Genomic DNA, 16,720 nt, shown 5'->3' with positions numbered 1-16,720 from the left:
GGGCGGTGCGGAAGCAGCCAGACGGAAGAGGTAGATGACGTGACCGCCACGGTAGGCCGCCAGGCGCGGGCCGCAGCCCGGGCAATCGACGTGTGGAAGGTGTACGGCAGCGGCGAGGCGCAGGTCGCGGCGCTGCGGGGGGTGAGCGCGGAGTTCGAGCGGGGCCGGTTCACTGCGATCATGGGCCCGTCCGGGTCGGGCAAGTCGACGCTGATGCACTGCCTGGCCGGCCTGGACTCGGTCACTCGGGGCACGGTGTCGATCGGCGAGACCACGGTGACCGGCCTCGGCGACGCCGGGCTGACGAAGCTGCGCCGGGACAAGGTGGGCTTCATCTTCCAGCAGTTCAACCTGCTGCCCACGCTGACGGCGAAGGAGAACATCCTGCTGCCGATGTCGATCGCCGGCCGCCGGCCGGACCCGGCCTGGTACGACACCGTGATCGACACGGTCGGGCTGCGCGACCGGCTCGACCACCGCCCGGCGCAGCTCTCCGGTGGTCAGCAGCAGCGGGTGGCGTGCGCCCGGGCGCTGGTGGCCCGCCCCGAGGTGATCTTCGCCGACGAGCCGACCGGCAACCTCGACTCCCGCTCCGGCGCGGAGGTGCTGAACTTCCTGCGCAACTCGGTGCGCGAGCACGGCCAGACCATCGTCATGGTGACCCACGACCCGACCGCCGCCGCGTACGCCGACCGGGTGGTGTTCCTCGCCGACGGGGAGATCGTCTCGGAGCTGATCGAGCCGACCGCCGACACGGTGCTGGACACCATGAAGAAGCTCGACGCCCCCGTCATCACCGAGGTGGGGAACTGATGTTTCGGGCCACCCTCAAGAGCCTGCTGGCGCGCAAGGTGCGGCTGATCCTCTCCGGCCTGGCCGTGGTGCTCGGCGTCATGTTCGTCTCCGGCGCCTTCGTGCTCACCGACACCCTCGGCCGATCCTTCGACGCGGTCTTCGCCGACGCGTACGCCGGCGTCGACGTCAACGTCGCCGCCAAGCCGAAGCTCGCAATGGGCGAGGCGGAGGGCGAACAGGTCTCCCCCGCGTTCCCGGCCGACGTGGTGGGCCGGGTCCGGGCGGTGCCCGGCGTGGCCGAGGCCACCGGCATGGTCAACGCCGACGGCGCGCGGCTGATCGGCAGCAACGGCAAGGTGGTCACCTCGTTCGGGCCGCCCCAGCTCGGGCAGAACTGGATCGGCGAGAGCGACCTGGTGAAGCTGCGGGAGGGGCGCGCGCCGCGGGCCGACGACGAGATCGTGGTCAACGTGGCCCTCGCGACGGCCGCGAAGGCCAAGGTGGGCGACCGGGTCGGCGCGCTGACCGCGTTCGAGTCCAAGCGCCGCGACTTCACCCTGGTCGGCGTGTTCGGCTACAGCGGCGGGCGGGACTCCATCGGCGGGGTGAACGAGATCGCGTTCACCACCCCGGCCGCGCAGCGGCTGATGCTCGGCAAGCCCGACACGTTCAACAGCGTGACGGTGCGGGCCGCCGGCGGGGTGACCCCGGAGGCGCTGCGCGACGACCTGACCCGGGCGCTCGGCGCGCAGTACGAGGTCAAGACCGGCGAGCAGCTCTCCGCCGACGCCGCGGCCGGCCTCAAGGAGGGGCTGTCGTTCTTCAACAAGGTGCTGCTCGGCTTCGCCGCGGTGGCGCTGCTGGTCGGCACGTTCCTGATCCTCAACACGTTCTCGATCATCGTGGCGCAGCGGACCCGGGAGCTGGCCCTGATGCGGGCCATCGGGGCCAGCGGGCGGCAGATCATCGGCTCGGTGGTGCTGGAGGCCCTCGCGGTCGGTCTGGTCGCCTCGGTCCTCGGCCTCGGCGCGGGCATCGGGGTGGGAGCGCTGCTGGCCTGGGCGTTCGGCTCGTTCGTCGGCGGGCTGACCCTGGCCGGGCTGGGCGTGCCGCCGGCCGCCGTGGTCAGCGCCTTCGCGGTCGGCATGCTGATCACCGTGGTGGCGGCGCTGCTGCCGGCGCTGCGGGCCGCCCGCATCCCGCCGATCGCGGCGATGCAGGACGTGGCCACCCCGGACCGGCCGCTGACCCGGATCACCGTCTCCGGCGCGGTGGTCACCGCCGTCGGCGGCACGCTGCTTGCGGTGGGGTTGACCGGCAACGCCGGCGGCGCCACGCTGCCGGTGATCCTGGCCGGGGTGCTGTTCACGTTCATCGGGGTGGCGCTGCTGACCCCGCTGCTCAGCCGGCCGGTGGTGTCCCTGCTCGGCGGGCTGTTCGCCTGGTCGGTGCCGGGCCGGCTGGGGCGGCTCAACTCGGGGCGCAACCCGCGCCGCACGGCCATCACCGCCGCCGCCCTGATGGTCGGCATCGCCCTGGTCACCGGGGTGACGGTGATCCTCGACTCGGCCAGGTCCAGCATCGCCGGCGCGGCGGAGAGCACCATCGACGCGCAGTTGGTGATCGCCGGGGCGCAGTCCGGGCCCCGGCCGCCGGTGTTCGACCCGGCGGTGGTCGACCGGGCCGCCGCGGTGCCGGGGGTGAACGCGGTGGTGGGCCTCTACAACGACAACGCGGTCGTCGACGGCGAACGGACGTACGTGGTCGCGCTGACCGACCTGGCCGCGATGGGGCAGATCTACCACACCACCGCGCAGGCGGGCACGATCGCCACGCTACGGCCGGACCAGGTGGCGTTGAGCGTCTCCGGCGCGAAGGAGCTGGGCAAGTCGGTGGGTGACCGGCTGACCGCCCAGTTCGCCCGGGGCGAGGGCCCGCACACGTACACGGTTACGGCGGTCCTGCCCGACGACCGGGCCATCGGGTCGATCATGCTGCCGAGGGAGGCCGGGGCGGAGTTCACCAGCCCGCAGCCGTTCACGGCGCTGGTGCAGCTCACCCCGGGCACGGCCGTGTCGCAGGTGCAGCCGCAGCTGGAGGCGCTGGTCGCGGACAGCCCCGAGGTGTCGGTGGCCGACCGGGCCAGCTTCATCGAGCAGCAGACCAGCGGCTTCGACACGCTGCTCACGATGATCCAGATCCTGCTGGCCCTGGCCATCGTGATCGCCGTGTTGGGCATCATCAACACCCTGGCCCTGTCGGTGCTGGAGCGGACCCGGGAGTTGGGCCTGCTGCGGGCGATCGGGCTGCGCCGGGCGCAGACCATGCGGATGATCACCGTGGAGGCGGTGGTGATCTCCGTCTTCGGCGCGCTGCTCGGCGTCGTCGTCGGCACCGGCCTCGGCGCGGCGGTGGTCCGGGCGCTCCAGGACGAGGGGATCACCGACCTGGTGCTGCCCTGGTCCCAGATCGGGATCGTCCTCGGCCTGGCCGCGCTGATCGGGGTGGTCGCGGCGGCGCTGCCGGCGGTCCGCGCCGCCCGGCTCAACATCCTGGGAGCGATCGCCCACGAATGAACCGCGGGCGCCCCTGCCACTTTGTGGATGGTGGCAGGGGGCCCCGCCCCTGACCCCGGCCGCGGGTCAGGCCGGCGGGTCGCCGAGCAGGGCGGCCAGCAGCTCCAGGTCCGCCCCGGTCAGGCTCTCCAACTGGTGTACGCCGTCGGCCGGCGCGATCGGCACCTCCGCCGGCACGGCCAGCACCGCCGCGCCGGCGGCCAGGGCGCTGGCCACCCCGGTCGGGGAATCCTCGATCGCCACACACCGGGCGATCGGCACGCCGAGCAGCCGGGCGGCGGTCAGGTACGGCTCCGGGTGCGGCTTGGTCGCGTCCACCTCGTCGCCGCAGACCACCACGTCGAAGCTGTCCCGCCCCAGGGTGTCCAGCGCCACCTCCACCAGGGGCCGGATGCTGGAGGTGACCAGGGCGGTCGGAACGCCCGCCGCGCGGACCGCGCCCAGCAGCGCCAGCGCGCCGGGCCGCCAGCGCAGCCCGGTGCGGAACAGCTCCAGGATCCGCACGTCGATCCACGCCGCGCTGACCAGCGGGTCGCGGTGCGGCTGACCGAGGTCCTCGTGCAGGATGCGCATCGAGTCGGCCATGTTGGTGCCGACCATCGATCTGCGGGCGGCGGCGGACAGGACGCCCCCGTACTCGGCCGCCAGCTCGCGCAGCGCGACGTCCCACAGCTTCTCACTGTCGACCAGGGTGCCGTCCATGTCGAAGAGCACGGCGGCGGGATGGTGGCTGCTCAGCGGGTCCTCCAGTGGTCGCACGGTTCCCGCGATCCTCTCAGCCGGCCCGGCCCTCCGACGCCGGACCCGCTCGGGGGTGACCTCGGCGACCCTTCCGGGGGCGGCGTCAGCCCAGGTTGCAGGCCGACAGGCCCGACTCGTAGCCGCGGAAGAAGGAGTCGGTGCGCTGCTCGGCGGTGCCGTGCGCGCCCTCGGCGAACCACGGCTGGTCGGGGTCGTCGCCGACGGCGAGCAGCCCCTCCCGGAACTCCTCCAGGTCGCCCTCCTCCAGCGTCAGCTGCTTGGCCCGGATCGAGCCGCCGACGTACGCCCCGGCCATGCAGTCGGCCTGCAACTCCTGTTGGATGGTGAAGTCGTAGCGGATGCCCAGGCGCACCTGCACGCCGTGGGCGTACTCGTGGCCGAGCAGGTAGTACAGGAACGCGTCGCCGACCTGCCGGAACGCCGAGACCGACCAGTTGACGTCGTAGGCGATGAAGTCGCCCGCCGAGCAGTACACGGCGTTGTTGCGCGGCAGCGCCTGCCCGCCGCAGGACACCTCGCCCTCCCGCTGGTACGCCACCACCCGCCGGATCGGCTCGAACCGCCGGCCGGACTCCCGGAACTGCGCGGTCCAGTACACCTCGGCCTGGTCCACCGCGGCGGCGAGGTCCTCCTTGAACTCGGCGACGCTGGTGGTGCCGTCGGCGCGGGTGCGCTCCGCGCCCGGTGCCGCGGACTGCCGGGGCCGCTCCGGGCCGGGCTGCTGCGGCGCACCCTCGTCCACCCCGCCGACCACGCAGCCGCCGGCCAGCACCAACGCGACCAGCAGACCTGCCAGCGGCCCTCGCGGCCGACGTCCCGCGCGTGCTGTCACAGCGCCTCCCCGGTTCGCCCTCGCCGGTGCAGTACCCCGGCCCCGCTTCGATCATGCCGCCGACGAGGGCCCCCGGTGACCCTCCGATCGGCTCGCGTCGACGCCACCCCGCGCCCGGGCTCGCCGTCGTCGCGCGGGCGCGGCAACACGCCGTCCGGGGCGCGGCCGGCGGCCCGGGATCGGGCCTGCGGGGGCCGGGCGGCCGCGCCCGCCCGCGTCAGGGGCTGGCGGCGAGGAAGACGAACGCGGCCAGCAGAACCAGGTGCACGCCGCCCTGGAGCATGGTCGCCCGGCCGGGCACCACGGTGAGCACGCCGGTGACGACGGTCAACGCCAGCAGGGCCAGCTGGGTGCCGCCCAGCCCGAGCAGCAGCGGCCCGTCGAGCCAGATCGAGGCGATGGCGATCGCCGGAATGGTCAGGCCGATGCTGGCCATGGCCGAGCCGAGGGCCAGATTGAGGCTGATCTGCACCCGATCGCGGCGGGCGGCGCGGGCCGCGGCCAGGGTCTCCGGCGCCAGCACCAGCAGCGCGATGACCACGCCGACGAACGCCTGCGGCAGGTTGGCGGCGGACACCCCGGCCTCGATGGCCGGTGACACCATCTTCGCCAGACCCACCACAGCGATCAGTGCCACCACCAGCAGGGCGAGGCTGGCCAGCGCGGCCCGGGGCGACGGCGGGTCGGCGTGCCCGTCCCCGTCGGCGTCGACCACGGTCCCGTCGGCACCCACCGGCAGGAAGTAGTCGCGGTGCCGGCCGGTCTGCACCAGCACGAACAGCCCGTACAGGGCCAGCGAGGCCACGGCGGCGAAGGCGAGCTGGGCCGGGGAGAACTCCGGGCCGGGCCGGCTCGTGGTGAAGGTCGGCACCACCAGGCTCAGGGTCGCCAGGGTGGCCACGGTGGCCAGCGCCCCACCGGTGCCCTCGGGATTGAACACCGCCACCCGGCGGCGCAGCGCGCCGAGCAGCAGGGACAGGCCGAGTATGCCGTTACAGGTGATCATGACAGCGGCGAAGACGGTGTCCCGGGCCAGCGCCTGCGTCTTGTCTCCACCGCTGATCATCAGGGTGACGATGAGGGCCACCTCGATGACCGTGACCGCGACGGCGAGCACCAGCGAGCCGAAGGGTTCACCCACCCGGTGGGCGACCACCTCCGCGTGGTGCACGGCCGCCAGCACCGCCCCGGCCAGGAACACCGCCACGATCACCACGACCGCCGGGGGTAACTCCCTGCCCCAGGTCAGAGCCAGGACCACGACGGCGAGCAGCGGAACGACGACGGTCCAGTCGGTGACACGGGAACGCAGGAGGGCGGGCATGGCGCCAACCCTGCCAGAAATCGTGATCATCGCCCACCCGAACTACGGCACGCCCCCGCAGGTGGAAAGGGGTCCGACCGCGACGACGCCGGGGGTTGTCTCAGTCACGCCCGACGATGCCGGCATCGGGAACCCGCCAGAGCACCAGCTCCGTGGCCGGCACCCGCTCGGCGAACCACCCGTCCCGGGCCGCCGCCGCGAGCAGGCCCCGCAGGTCATCGTCGAACTCCGCAAGCCGCGGCCCGAACAGAGGCGGCACCGCGTCCGACCGCGAGTGCACCCACGCCACCACGTCGTCGACCGACCGCCGCACCACCGCCCCGGACGGCACCCGCAACCGCCGCGGGCCGACAAAACCCGCCGCGGCCAGCACCGCGGCCTCTCCGCCCGGCGTCCCGTGCGGCAGGAACCCCCGGCCAGCCCGCCGCACCGGGCCCAGATAGCCGCGCACCAGCTCGGCCACCGCCGCGTACGGGGGCACCGGACAGGGCAGCCCGGTCGTCGACATTGGCTCCTTGGCGTCGCTGATGTGCACGAACGCCCCGCCCGGCAGCAGCATCCGGCGCACCGTCGCCGCGACCCGGTCCTGCTCCATCCAGTGGAAGGACTGCCCGAACACCGCCACCCGGAAGACCCCCAGCCCGGCCGGCAGGTCCTCCGCCCGCGCCCGCACCCACCGGACGTCGCCCGCGCCCACGGCGGCGGCCCGCTGCCGCGCCCGCGCCAGCATCCCGGGGTCCGGGTCCATCCCCACCGCCTCCGCGAACCACCCGGCCAGCGGCAGCGTCACCGTCCCCGGGCCGCAACCCACGTCCAGCAACCGACCCGACCCGTCCAGGCCGAGGGCCTCCGCCAGCGCCGCCCCGAAACCCTCCGCGTACGGCAGCCGCCCCCGCTCGTAGTGCACAGCGGCACCCTCGAACAGGGACTCGTCCCAGACCCAGCCCTCCGGCACGCCCACACTCCCCTCGCCCCGACCCGGTCAGCGCCGGCCCGCCGCGAGGCGAACCGGTCGACCACCGCCGGTCCGACACCGCCAATCCGCCACCGCCGTGGTCCCACAGTCGCCGGGGCCCCGACGACCACCACGTCACTTGGCGTTGAAGTAGTTCGCCTCCGGGTGGTGCACCACGATCGCGTCGGTCGCCTGCTCCGGCACCAGTTGGAACTCCTCCGAGAGCTGCACCCCGATCCGATCCGCGCCCAGCAGGTCCACGATCTTCGCGCGGTCCTCCAGGTCCGGACAGGCCGGGTAGCCGAACGCGTACCGGCAGCCGCGGTAGTCGTTGCCCAGCAGGCCCGCCAGGTCCGCCGGGTCGTCGTCGGCCACCGTACGGCCGCCCGGCAGCGTCAGCTCGGTGCGGATCCGCCGGTGCCAGTACTCCGCCAGCGCCTCCGTGAGCTGCACCGACAGTCCGTGCACCTCCAGGTAGTCGCGGTACTCGTTGCCGGCGAACATCTTCGCCGTGTACTCGCTGACCGGCTGCCCCACGGTCACCAGTTGCAACGCCACCACGTCGAGCTGGTCGCCCTTGGGCCGGAAGAAGTCCGCCAGGCACAACCGCCGCTCCTGGCGCTGCCTCGGGAACGAGAACCGGGCCCGCTCGGCGTGCCCGTTCTCGTCCAGCACCACCAGGTCGTTGCCCTCCGAGTACGCCGGGAAGTACCCGTACACCACCGCCGCCTCAAGGACCTTGTCGGCGGTCAGCCGGTCCAGCCAGTACCGCAGCCGGGGCCGGCCCTCGGTCTCCACCAGCTCCTCGTACGACGGGCCCTTGCCGCCCCGGGCGCCCCGCAGCCCCCACTGCCCCAGGAACGTCGCCCGCTCGTCCAGCAGCGCCGAGTACTCCGCCAGCGGCAGGCCCTTCACCACCCGGGTGCCCAGGAACGGCGGGGTCGGCACCTCCGCGTCGCGCGCCACGTCGGAACGCACCGACGCGTCGTCCAGCTCCGGCAGCGCCTCGGTCACCATCGCCCGCTGCCGCTCCCGACGCGCCCGACGCGCCGCCAGGGTCGCCTCCCGCTCCGGGTCCACCACCGGCGCCCCGCCCCGCTTCGCCGTCATCACCCGGTCCATCAGGGACAATCCCTCGAAGGCGTCCCGGGCGTAGTGCACCTGGCCCGGGAACAACGCCTGCAGGTCGTCCTCCACGTACGCCCGGGTCAGCGCCGCACCGCCGAGCAGCACCGGCCACCGCTCGGCGACCCCGCGCGTGGCCATCTCGGCCAGGTTCTCCTTCATGATCACCGTGCTCTTCACCAGCAGCCCGGACATCCCGATCGCGTCGGCCCGGTGCTGCTCCGCCGCGTCGAGGATCGCGGTGATCGGCTGCTTGATCCCGATGTTGACGACCTCGTAGCCGTTGTTGGACAGGATGATGTCGACCAGGTTCTTGCCGATGTCGTGCACGTCGCCCTTGACCGTGGCCAGCACGATCCGGCCCTTGCCGCCGTCGTCGGCCTTCTCCATGTGCGGCTCCAGGTACGCCACCGCGGTCTTCATCACCTCGGCCGACTGGAGCACGAACGGCAGCTGCATCTGGCCCGAGCCGAACAGCTCGCCGACCACCTTCATCCCGTCCAGCAACAGCTCGTTGATGATCGACAACGGGGACCGGCCCTCGGCCATCGCCGTGTCGAGGTCGGCCTCCAGGCCGTTGCGCTCGCCGTCGATGATCCGCCGCTTGAGCCGCTCCTCCAGCGGCAGCGCCGCCAGCTCCTCCGCCCGGCTGGCGCGTGCCGAGGAGGCGTCCACTCCCTCGAAGATCTCGATGAAGCGATGAACCGGGTCGTGCCCCTCCCGACGCCGGTCGTAGATCAGGTCCAGCGCGATCTCGCGCTGCTCGTCCGCGATCTTCGACATCGGCAGGATCTTGCTGGCGTGCACGATCGCCGAGGTCAACCCGGCCTGCACGCACTCGTTCAGGAACACGGAGTTGAGCACCTGCCGGGCCGCCGGGTTCAGCCCGAACGACACGTTGGAGATGCCCAGGGTGAAGTTCACCCCCGGCCAGCGACGGGCGATCTCCCGGATCGCCTCGATGGTCTCGATGCCGTCGCGCCGGGTCTCCTCCTGGCCGGTGGCGATCGGGAAGGTCAGCGCGTCGATCAGGATGTCGGCCCGGCGCAGCCCCCACCGTCCGGTCAGGTCCTCGATCAGCCGCCCCGCGACCCGCACCTTCCACTCGGCGGTGCGGGCCTGCCCCTCCTCGTCGATGAGCAGCGCCACCACCGCCGCGCCGTGCTCGGCGATGATGGGCATCACCCGGGCGTAGCGGGAGCCCGGCCCGTCGCCGTCCTCGAAGTTGACCGAGTTGACCACGCACCGGCCGCCGAGCATCTCCAGCCCGGCCTCGATCACCTGCGGCTCCGTCGAGTCGAGCATGATCGGCAGCGTGGACGCGGTCGCGAACCGGCCGGCCAACTCCCGCATGTCCACCGTGCCGTCGCGGCCCACGTAGTCCACGCACAGGTCGAGCAGGTGCGAACCGTCCCGGGCCTGGCTGCGGGCGATCTCCACGCACGCCTGCCAGTCGGCGGCGAGCATCGCGTCCCGGAACGCCTTCGACCCGTTGGCGTTGGTCCGCTCCCCCACCATCAGCACGCTGGCGTCCTGAGCGAACGGCACGTGGTGGTAGATCGAGGAGACGCCGGCGTCGGCCTGCGGCCGACGCGGACCCGGCCGCGTGTCGCGCAGCCGCTCGGCGACCACCCGGATGTGCTCCGGGGTCGTCCCGCAGCAGCCGCCGATCAGCGAGACTCCGTACTCGGCGACGAACCGTTCCAGCGCGTCGGCCAACTCCACCGGGGTCAGCGGGTAGACCGCCCCGTCGGCGGTGAGCTGCGGCAGCCCGGCGTTCGGCATCACCGACAGCGGCACCCGGGCGTGCTGGGACAGGTAGCGCAGGTGCTCACTCATCTCCGCCGGCCCGGTGGCGCAGTTCAGCCCGATCAGGTCGATGCCGAGCGGCTCCAGCGCGGTCAGCGCCGCGCCGATCTCACTGCCCAGCAGCATCGTGCCGGTGGTCTCCACCGTGACGTGGCAGATCAGCGGCACCGTCCGCCCTGCTGCGGCCATCGCCCGGCGCGACCCGACCACCACCGCCTTCACCTGGAGCAGGTCCTGGCAGGTCTCCACGATCAGCGCGTCCGCGCCGCCGGCGAGCAGCCCGGCCGCGTTCTCCTGGTACGCGTCGCGCAGCGTCGCGTACGCGGTGTGCCCGAGGGTGGGCAGCTTCGTGCCCGGGCCGATCGAGCCGAGCACGAACCGGGGTCGATCCGGGGTGCTCCACGCGTCGGCGGCCTCCCGGGCGATCCGCGCGCCGGCCTCGGCCAACTCCCAGATCCGGTTCGAGATGTCGTACTCGCCCAGGTTGCTGAGGTTGGCGCCGAAGGTGTTCGTCTCGACGCAGTCCGCCCCGGCAGCCAGGTACGCCTCGTGCACCCCCCGGACCACGTCCGGGCGGGTCACGTTGAGGATCTCGTTGCAGCCCTCGTGGCCCTCGAAGTCGTCCAGGGTCAGGTCGGCCGCTTGGAGCATCGTCCCCATCGCGCCGTCGGCGACGAGGATCCGGTCTGACAGCACATCCAGCAACGAAGTCCGCACGGTTTCAGGGTAATGCGAGGACTCGTGAATGGGTCGACGCCCGCTCGCGCTCCCACATTATGTCGGCCGGATCACCCTGGGCGGCGGGACGGGAGCACCTGCCTCGTTCCGGCTCGGCTCGGTCGGGACTACCGGCCGCCCGGCGGCCGGAACGGCGCGGCCGACGGGCCGCATCCCGCGCCGACCCGTAGGCTGACAGACGTGAAGGACAACAGGGACGCCACCGTGCACGGCGGGCGGGCGACAGGGCCGTCGCCCGCGGCCGCCCCCGACGAGCAGGGTGAGGTGACGGCGTGACCGAGTTCGACGGACTGCCGGTACTGCGGTCCCCCGTGGCCATCGCCGCCTTCGAGGGCTGGAACGACGCCGCCGACGCGTCGACCGCTGCGGTCGAGCACCTGGAGCAGGTCTGGGAGTCGCGGCAGATCACCGAACTGGACCCGGAGGACTTCTACGACTTCCAGGTCAGCCGGCCGACGGTCACGATGGCCGACGGCGAGACCCGCCGCGTCGAGTGGCCCACCACCCGATTCATGGTGGCCAGCCCCGAGGGCACCGAACGGGACGTGGTGCTGATCCGGGGGATCGAGCCGAGCATGCGCTGGCGCACGTTCTGCGAGCAGGTGCTGGAGATCTGCCACAGCCTTGAGGTCGAACGGGTAGTGCTGCTCGGCGCGCTGCTGGCCGACGTGCCGTACACCCGGCCGCTGCCGATCACCGGCAGCGCCTCGGACGCGGAGGCCGCCCAGCGCTACCAGCTCACCCCCACCCGCTACGACGGCCCGACCGGGATCGTCGGCGTGTTGCAGGACGCCTGCACCCGGGCCGAGGTGGACGCGGTCTCGTTCTGGGTGCACGTGCCGCACTATGCCAACAACCCGCCCTGCCCGAAGGCCACCCTGGCCCTGCTGCACCGGGTCGAGGAGGTGCTCGACCTGCCGGTGCCGATGGCCGACCTGGCCGAGGAGGCCGCCGAGTGGGAGCAGCGGGTGCGCGGTGCCGCCGAGCAGGACGCCGAGCTCGGCGAGTACGTCCGCGAGTTGGAGGAGCGCGTCGGCGACGCGGGCATCACCCCGCTGACGGGTGACGAGATCGCCCAGGAGTTCGAGAAGTACCTGCGCCGGCGAGGCGGCTCAGCCGGCCCCACCGCCGGCTCCTGGTAGCCGCCCCCACCGCGCATCGAGGGCCCCGGATCGCCACGATCCGGGGCTTTCGTGTGTGTCCGGGGTGGCGAGGTCACGTCCCGTACGGCATCCTAGGAACCTAGCTGTCATTCGAGGAGGCGGGTATGCAGATCAACCCCGGCGCGGCCGAGTTCCCGCACCGGCAGATCGCCGCGCAGCTCAAGGCCCAGGTGCGCCGCGGCGACTGGGGGCCCGGCGAGCGGCTGCCGTCCATCCCGGCCATCGCCGAGATGTTCGGCGTCGCGAAGCAGACCGTGCAGCGTGCCGTCGACCAGCTGCGGGTCGAGGGCATCCTGATCACCAAGCCCGGCTCCGGTACGTACGTCCGGGGCACCCGGCGCCGGCTCAACCGCCTCGCCCGGGGCCGGTACGGCGGCTTCCGCGGCTACCACACCGACCTGGCCGCCCGGTACCGCCAGCAGCTCGTCTCGGTCGGCCGGACACCCGCACCGCCCGAGGTGGCCGACGCGTTCGGCGTCGCCGACGGCACCGAACTGCTGTGCCGCCGGCACCTCGTCCGCACCGAGGACTCCCCCGTCGAGGTGGGCGCCTCCTGGTTCCTACCGGCAGACACCGCCGGCACCTCCCTGGAGCGGGGCGAGGCGTTCGGCCGCCCCCTCTACCAGGAGGCGGAGGAGGCCACCGGCCGGCGGTACGTCACCGCCACCGACACCATCACCGCCCGCCAACCCAGCCGGGAGGAGTCGGAGACACTCCAGATCCGCCCCGACACCCCGGTGCTGCACCTGCTGCACGTCGCCTACGACGACCGGCGCAAGCCCATCGAGGTCGCCCAGGCCACCTGGCCGGGACCGATGACCACGCTCACCGAGGAGTACCGGATCCCCGCCCCCGCGCCGGATCCCGACCCGGACCCCGGTCTCGTCCTGGGCTGAGCCGCCAAGGGGCGGGCCCGTCAGAGGCGGAGGCCCGGGAGGACGTCGAGGGTGTCGGCGAACAGGGGCCGGCCAGTCAGAGGCGGAGACCCAGGAGGGCGTCGAGGGTGTCGGCGAACAGGGGCGGGGCGGCCCGGTCCGCGCCCTCACCGGCGAGGGTCCGCTCGGCCCAGGCGTCGGCGACCGCGATCGCGCCGGGGGTGTCGAGGTCGTCGGCGAGCCGGTCGCGTACCGCGGCCAGCAGCTCGACCCCGGACGGGCCGGCGGTGGCGGCGGCGGCCCGGCGCCACCGCGCCAGGCGCTCGTGGGCGGCGGTGAGCACGTCGTCGGTCCAGGTACGGTCGGCGCGGTAGTGCTCGGCCATCAGCCCGAGCCGGACCGCCACCGGGTCCACCCGGTCGGCGCGCAGCCGGGAGACGAAGACCAGGTTCCCCTTGGACTTCGACATCTTCTCGCCGTTCAGGCCGATCATGCCGGCGTGCACGTAGTGGGTGGCGAACGGCGACCGCCCGGTCAGCCGCTCCGCGTGCGCGGCGGAACACTCGTGGTGCGGGAAGATCAGGTCGTTCCCGCCGCCCTGCACGTCGATGGTCTCGCCCAACAGGTTCAAAGCGATCACCGCGCACTCGATGTGCCAGCCCGGCCGGCCCGGGCCGAGGTCGCCGCCGGGCCAGGACGGCTCGCCCTCGCGAGCCCCCCGCCACAACAGCGGGTCCAGCGGGTCCCGTTTGCCCGCCCGGTCCGGATCGCCACCACGCTCGGGGAAGATCTCCAGCATCTCCGGCCGGGACAGGTTCGACTCGTAGCCGAACGCCGGGACGGCGCTGATGTCGAAGTAGACGTCGCCGGTGCCGTCGTCGAGCCGGTACGCCGCGCCGTCCTTGAGCAGGAGCAGGACCTTGTCGGCGATGTCCGGGATCGACTCCACCGCGCCGACGTAGTGCGCCGGCGGGATGATCCGCAGCGCCTCCATGTCCTCCCGGAACAGCGCGGTCTCCCGCATCGCCAGGACCTTCCAGTCCTCGCCGTCGCGCTCGGCCCGCTCCAGCAGCGGGTCGTCGATGTCGGTGACGTTCTGCACGTACCGCACCGTCAGGCCGGAGTCCCGCCACACGCGCTGCACCAGATCGAAGGTGATCATGGTGGCGGCGTGGCCGAGGTGGGTGGCGTCGTACGGGGTGATGCCGCAGACGTACATAGTGGCGGTGCCGTCGGGCCGACTGGGCTCGACCCCGCGTCGCGCCGAGTCGAACAACGTCAGCGGGCCACCTCTGCCGGGCAGCCGTGGCACCTCATGCCCCACCCAAGACTCCATGCCCGTCAGCCTAACGAGCCACCCGGCGCACCGAAGCCACCCCACGGGTGATCAACACGACAACCTCTCGCGTCGGAGCGGCTTGCCGGCCCACCGTCACATGGGTGGCCAGGGCATCGCCGGCCAGTCCTCCGGCGGCTGCGGAAAGCGGCCGGTGTCACGCAGCCGACCCACCCGCGCGGCGACCTCCGCGACCTCGCGGATCGTCAGGTGCTCGCCGAGCTCCTCGCCGAGGGCGCCGGCGAACTGGCCGGCGAGGTCGGCGAGCATCTCCAGCGCGTCCGGCGGCAACTCCCGACCGGCCCAGCCCCACAGGACGGTGCGCAGCTTCTCCTCGACGTGGAAGCTCACCCCGTGGTCGACGCCGTAGATCCGGTCATCCGGGCCGACGAGCACGTGACCGCCCTTGCGGTCGGCGTTGTTGATCACCGCGTCGAGCACGGCCAGCCGGGCCAGGCGCGGGTCGTCGGCGTGCGCCAGGGCGTACGGGGTGCCGTCGTCGTCCCGGGCCGCCGCGATCGGGAGCCAGCGCGGCGGCACCGTTTCGGCGGGCACGAACCCGACCAGCGGCTCGGCGTCGGACGGCTCGTCGATCCACAGCTGACAGGAACCCGGGCCGAACGGGCCGTCCCGCAGCACCGTCGGCGGCACCAGGTCCCAGCCGCTGGCCCGGGAGACCAGGTACGCCGAGACCTCCCGCCCGGCGAGGGTGCCGTCGGGGAAGTCCCACAACGGTCGCTCGCCCCGCACCGGCTTGTAGACGCAGCGTGCGCTCAGCCCGTCAAGGGTGAGCGCGCCGAGCAGTGTGGCGTTCGACGCGTCGACCAGCCGACCTTCGACGGTCAGCTCACCGTCGCGCAACAACCGCAGCGTCGCCGCGCCGTCCTGGCAGGGTTGGAGTTCGGACGACGTCACCGGTGGTAGCCGTTGTGCCGCGGGCACAGATGCCCGGCGGGGTCCAGCGGCTGCCCGCAGAGCGGACAGGGCGGGCGACCGGCGTTGACCACCCGGCGGGCCCGCTCGATGAACTCACGGGTCGCCTCGGGGGTCAACCGGACGCGCAACCGGTCGAGGGTCTCGTCCAGCTCCTCGTCGTCGGAGTCCTCGTCGTCGTCCTCGGAGCCGTCGGATTCGACCTCGGCCTCCCCCTCACCGGTGGCGATCGCCTCGATCACCACCGTGGCGGTGTCGACGTCGAAGGCCAACCCGAGGGTGCCGACCCGGAACTCCTCGTCGACCGGCGTGTCCAGCGGCTCGTTGTCGCCCACGGAGACCGTCGGCTCGGGCAGCTGCACACCGAAGCGACGCTGCGCCTCGGTCAGCAGCTCCTCCAGCTTCTCGGCGAGCAGCGACACCTGGACCTTCTCCAGCGCGACACTGACCAGCCGACCACCGCCGCGCGCCTGCAGGAAGAACGTGCGCTCCCCGGGCGCCCCGACCGTCCCGGCGACGAACCGCTCCGGCGGCTCGAAGGCGTGCACCTGGTGGCTCATACCCACGACCCTATCCGGCCCGCCACGGCGTCGCGCACCCCACCGACCGTGAATCGCGCACGCGCGTACCCGTGGGGCCCGACCCGGCCCGGCGGCTCCGGCGGGTGCCTCACCGGACGGCCCAGGCGCGCCCACACCGCACGGTCCCGGCGAGCGCCTCACCGCACGGCCCCGGCGCCTCCGCCCACGGCGGCGTCGGAGTCCGTCGGCCTCGTCGCCCGCCGCCGCCGCTTCTGCGGCGGCGGCACCAGTGCGGCCAGGTCACCGCCGGTGTCGTTGAGCCGCACCACGAACGGCCGCAGCGGGGTGTAGCGGATCGCCGTCACCGACGCCGGGTCGGCGACGATGCGCTGAAACAGATCCAGGTGTACGCCCAACGCGTCCGCCACGATGGCCTTGATCACATCGCCGTGGCTGCAGGCCAGCCAGACCGCCTCGGGGCCGTGTTCGGCGGTGATCCGCGCGTCCCAGGTACGCACCGCCGCGACCGCCCGCGCCGCCATCGCGGCCATCGACTCCCCTTCGGGGAAGACTGCGGCGCTCGGGTGCTGCTGGACCACCGGCCAGAGCGGCTCCTTGGCCAGCTTCTTCAACGGCTGCCCCTCCCAACTGCCGTACCCGCACTCGATCAGCCCCTCGTCCACGATCGGGCCGGCCTGCGGGAGGGCGAGTTCCAGGGTCTGCCGGCAGCGGATCAACGGACTGGTCACCACCGCGGCGAGGGGCAACCCGCGCAGCCGCTCGCCCACCGCCGTGGCCTGGGCCCGCCCGGTGTCGTCCAGCTCGACGGGCTGCCGGCCGGCGAGGCCGCCAGCGGCGTTGGCGGTGGTACGTCCGTGCCGCAGAAGGAGAAGAGTCGCCACGCCACCCACCCTATGGGGTACCGCAGGACGGCGACCGCCCACGGCTCTGCCCCACCCCCACCCATGCGGTGATC

General features: G+C 73.2%; 12 protein-coding genes and 1 pseudogene. 4 read left to right on the top strand and 9 right to left on the bottom strand.

All coding sequences use genetic code 11. The annotated features are described in order from the left end of the window. Positions 1 to 39 precede the first annotated feature (39 nt). Positions 40 to 813 carry an ABC transporter ATP-binding protein gene (locus ACH4T9_RS14290; RefSeq protein WP_396672963.1) on the top strand — a complete coding sequence of 258 codons (774 nt, stop codon included), beginning with the start codon at positions 40 to 42 and terminating at the stop codon, positions 811 to 813. Beyond that, positions 813 to 3,371, top strand: coding sequence for an ABC transporter permease (locus ACH4T9_RS14285; RefSeq protein WP_396672964.1), 2,559 nt, complete (start codon positions 813 to 815; stop codon positions 3,369 to 3,371). The genes ACH4T9_RS14290 and ACH4T9_RS14285 overlap by 1 nt, the downstream gene beginning before the upstream one ends. 66 nt (positions 3,372 to 3,437) lie before the next feature. Here ACH4T9_RS14285 and ACH4T9_RS14280 read toward each other — a convergent pair whose 3' ends face one another. From ACH4T9_RS14280 to metH, 5 genes and pseudogenes are all read right to left on the bottom strand, one after another. Beyond that, positions 3,438 to 4,085 carry an HAD family hydrolase gene (locus tag ACH4T9_RS14280; protein WP_396673063.1) on the bottom strand — a complete coding sequence of 216 codons (648 nt, stop codon included), beginning with the start codon at positions 4,083 to 4,085 and terminating at the stop codon, positions 3,438 to 3,440. Between the two features lie 130 nt (positions 4,086 to 4,215). Further along, positions 4,216 to 4,968: pseudogene (locus ACH4T9_RS14275) on the bottom strand (neutral zinc metallopeptidase); the annotation flags it as partial. Between the two features lie 214 nt (positions 4,969 to 5,182). Further along, positions 5,183 to 6,289 (bottom strand): calcium:proton antiporter, encoded by a 1,107-nt coding sequence (locus ACH4T9_RS14270; RefSeq protein WP_396672965.1) that lies wholly within the window; start codon positions 6,287 to 6,289, stop codon positions 5,183 to 5,185. A 100-nt stretch (positions 6,290 to 6,389) separates the two neighbouring features. Next, entirely contained in the window at positions 6,390 to 7,244 is an 855-nt protein-coding gene (locus ACH4T9_RS14265) for a class I SAM-dependent methyltransferase (protein WP_396672966.1), read from the bottom strand. A gap of 135 nt (positions 7,245 to 7,379) precedes the next feature. After that, entirely contained in the window at positions 7,380 to 10,895 is a 3,516-nt protein-coding gene (metH, locus tag ACH4T9_RS14260) for a methionine synthase (RefSeq protein WP_396672967.1), read from the bottom strand. 293 nt (positions 10,896 to 11,188) lie between these two features. On the opposite strand from metH, the gene ACH4T9_RS14255 reads away from it, so the two are divergent. Both ACH4T9_RS14255 and ACH4T9_RS14250 read left to right on the top strand, forming a co-directional pair. Next, entirely contained in the window at positions 11,189 to 12,058 is an 870-nt protein-coding gene (locus tag ACH4T9_RS14255; RefSeq protein ID WP_387018153.1) for a PAC2 family protein, read from the top strand. A gap of 125 nt (positions 12,059 to 12,183) precedes the next feature. Further along, a complete protein-coding gene (locus ACH4T9_RS14250; RefSeq protein WP_387018156.1) occupies positions 12,184 to 12,975 on the top strand; it encodes a GntR family transcriptional regulator in 792 nt (263 codons plus the stop codon). Positions 12,976 to 13,051: 76 nt separating this feature from the next. On the opposite strand, the gene mshC is transcribed toward ACH4T9_RS14250, so the two are convergent. The 4 genes from mshC to ACH4T9_RS14230 form a co-directional block, all read right to left on the bottom strand. Continuing rightward, positions 13,052 to 14,290, bottom strand: a complete 1,239-nt coding sequence (mshC, locus tag ACH4T9_RS14245) for a cysteine--1-D-myo-inosityl 2-amino-2-deoxy-alpha-D-glucopyranoside ligase (RefSeq protein WP_396672968.1) — start codon at positions 14,288 to 14,290, stop codon at positions 13,052 to 13,054. 96 nt (positions 14,291 to 14,386) lie between these two features. Further along, positions 14,387 to 15,205: an SCO1664 family protein gene (locus tag ACH4T9_RS14240; protein ID WP_396672969.1), complete on the bottom strand. Its 819-nt coding sequence runs from the start codon at positions 15,203 to 15,205 to the stop codon at positions 14,387 to 14,389. Then, a complete protein-coding gene (locus tag ACH4T9_RS14235; RefSeq protein WP_396672970.1) occupies positions 15,202 to 15,783 on the bottom strand; it encodes a DUF3090 domain-containing protein in 582 nt (193 codons plus the stop codon). The genes ACH4T9_RS14240 and ACH4T9_RS14235 overlap by 4 nt, the downstream gene beginning before the upstream one ends. 158 nt (positions 15,784 to 15,941) lie before the next feature. Then, a complete protein-coding gene (locus ACH4T9_RS14230) occupies positions 15,942 to 16,655 on the bottom strand; it encodes a histidine phosphatase family protein (RefSeq protein ID WP_396672971.1) in 714 nt (237 codons plus the stop codon). Positions 16,656 to 16,720 lie beyond the last annotated feature (65 nt).

It is taken from the genome of Micromonospora sp. NPDC020750 (assembly GCF_044334565.1).
Classification (GTDB): Bacteria; Actinomycetota; Actinomycetes; order Mycobacteriales; family Micromonosporaceae; genus Micromonospora.
This window is presented reverse-complemented; position numbering and strand designations above follow the sequence as displayed.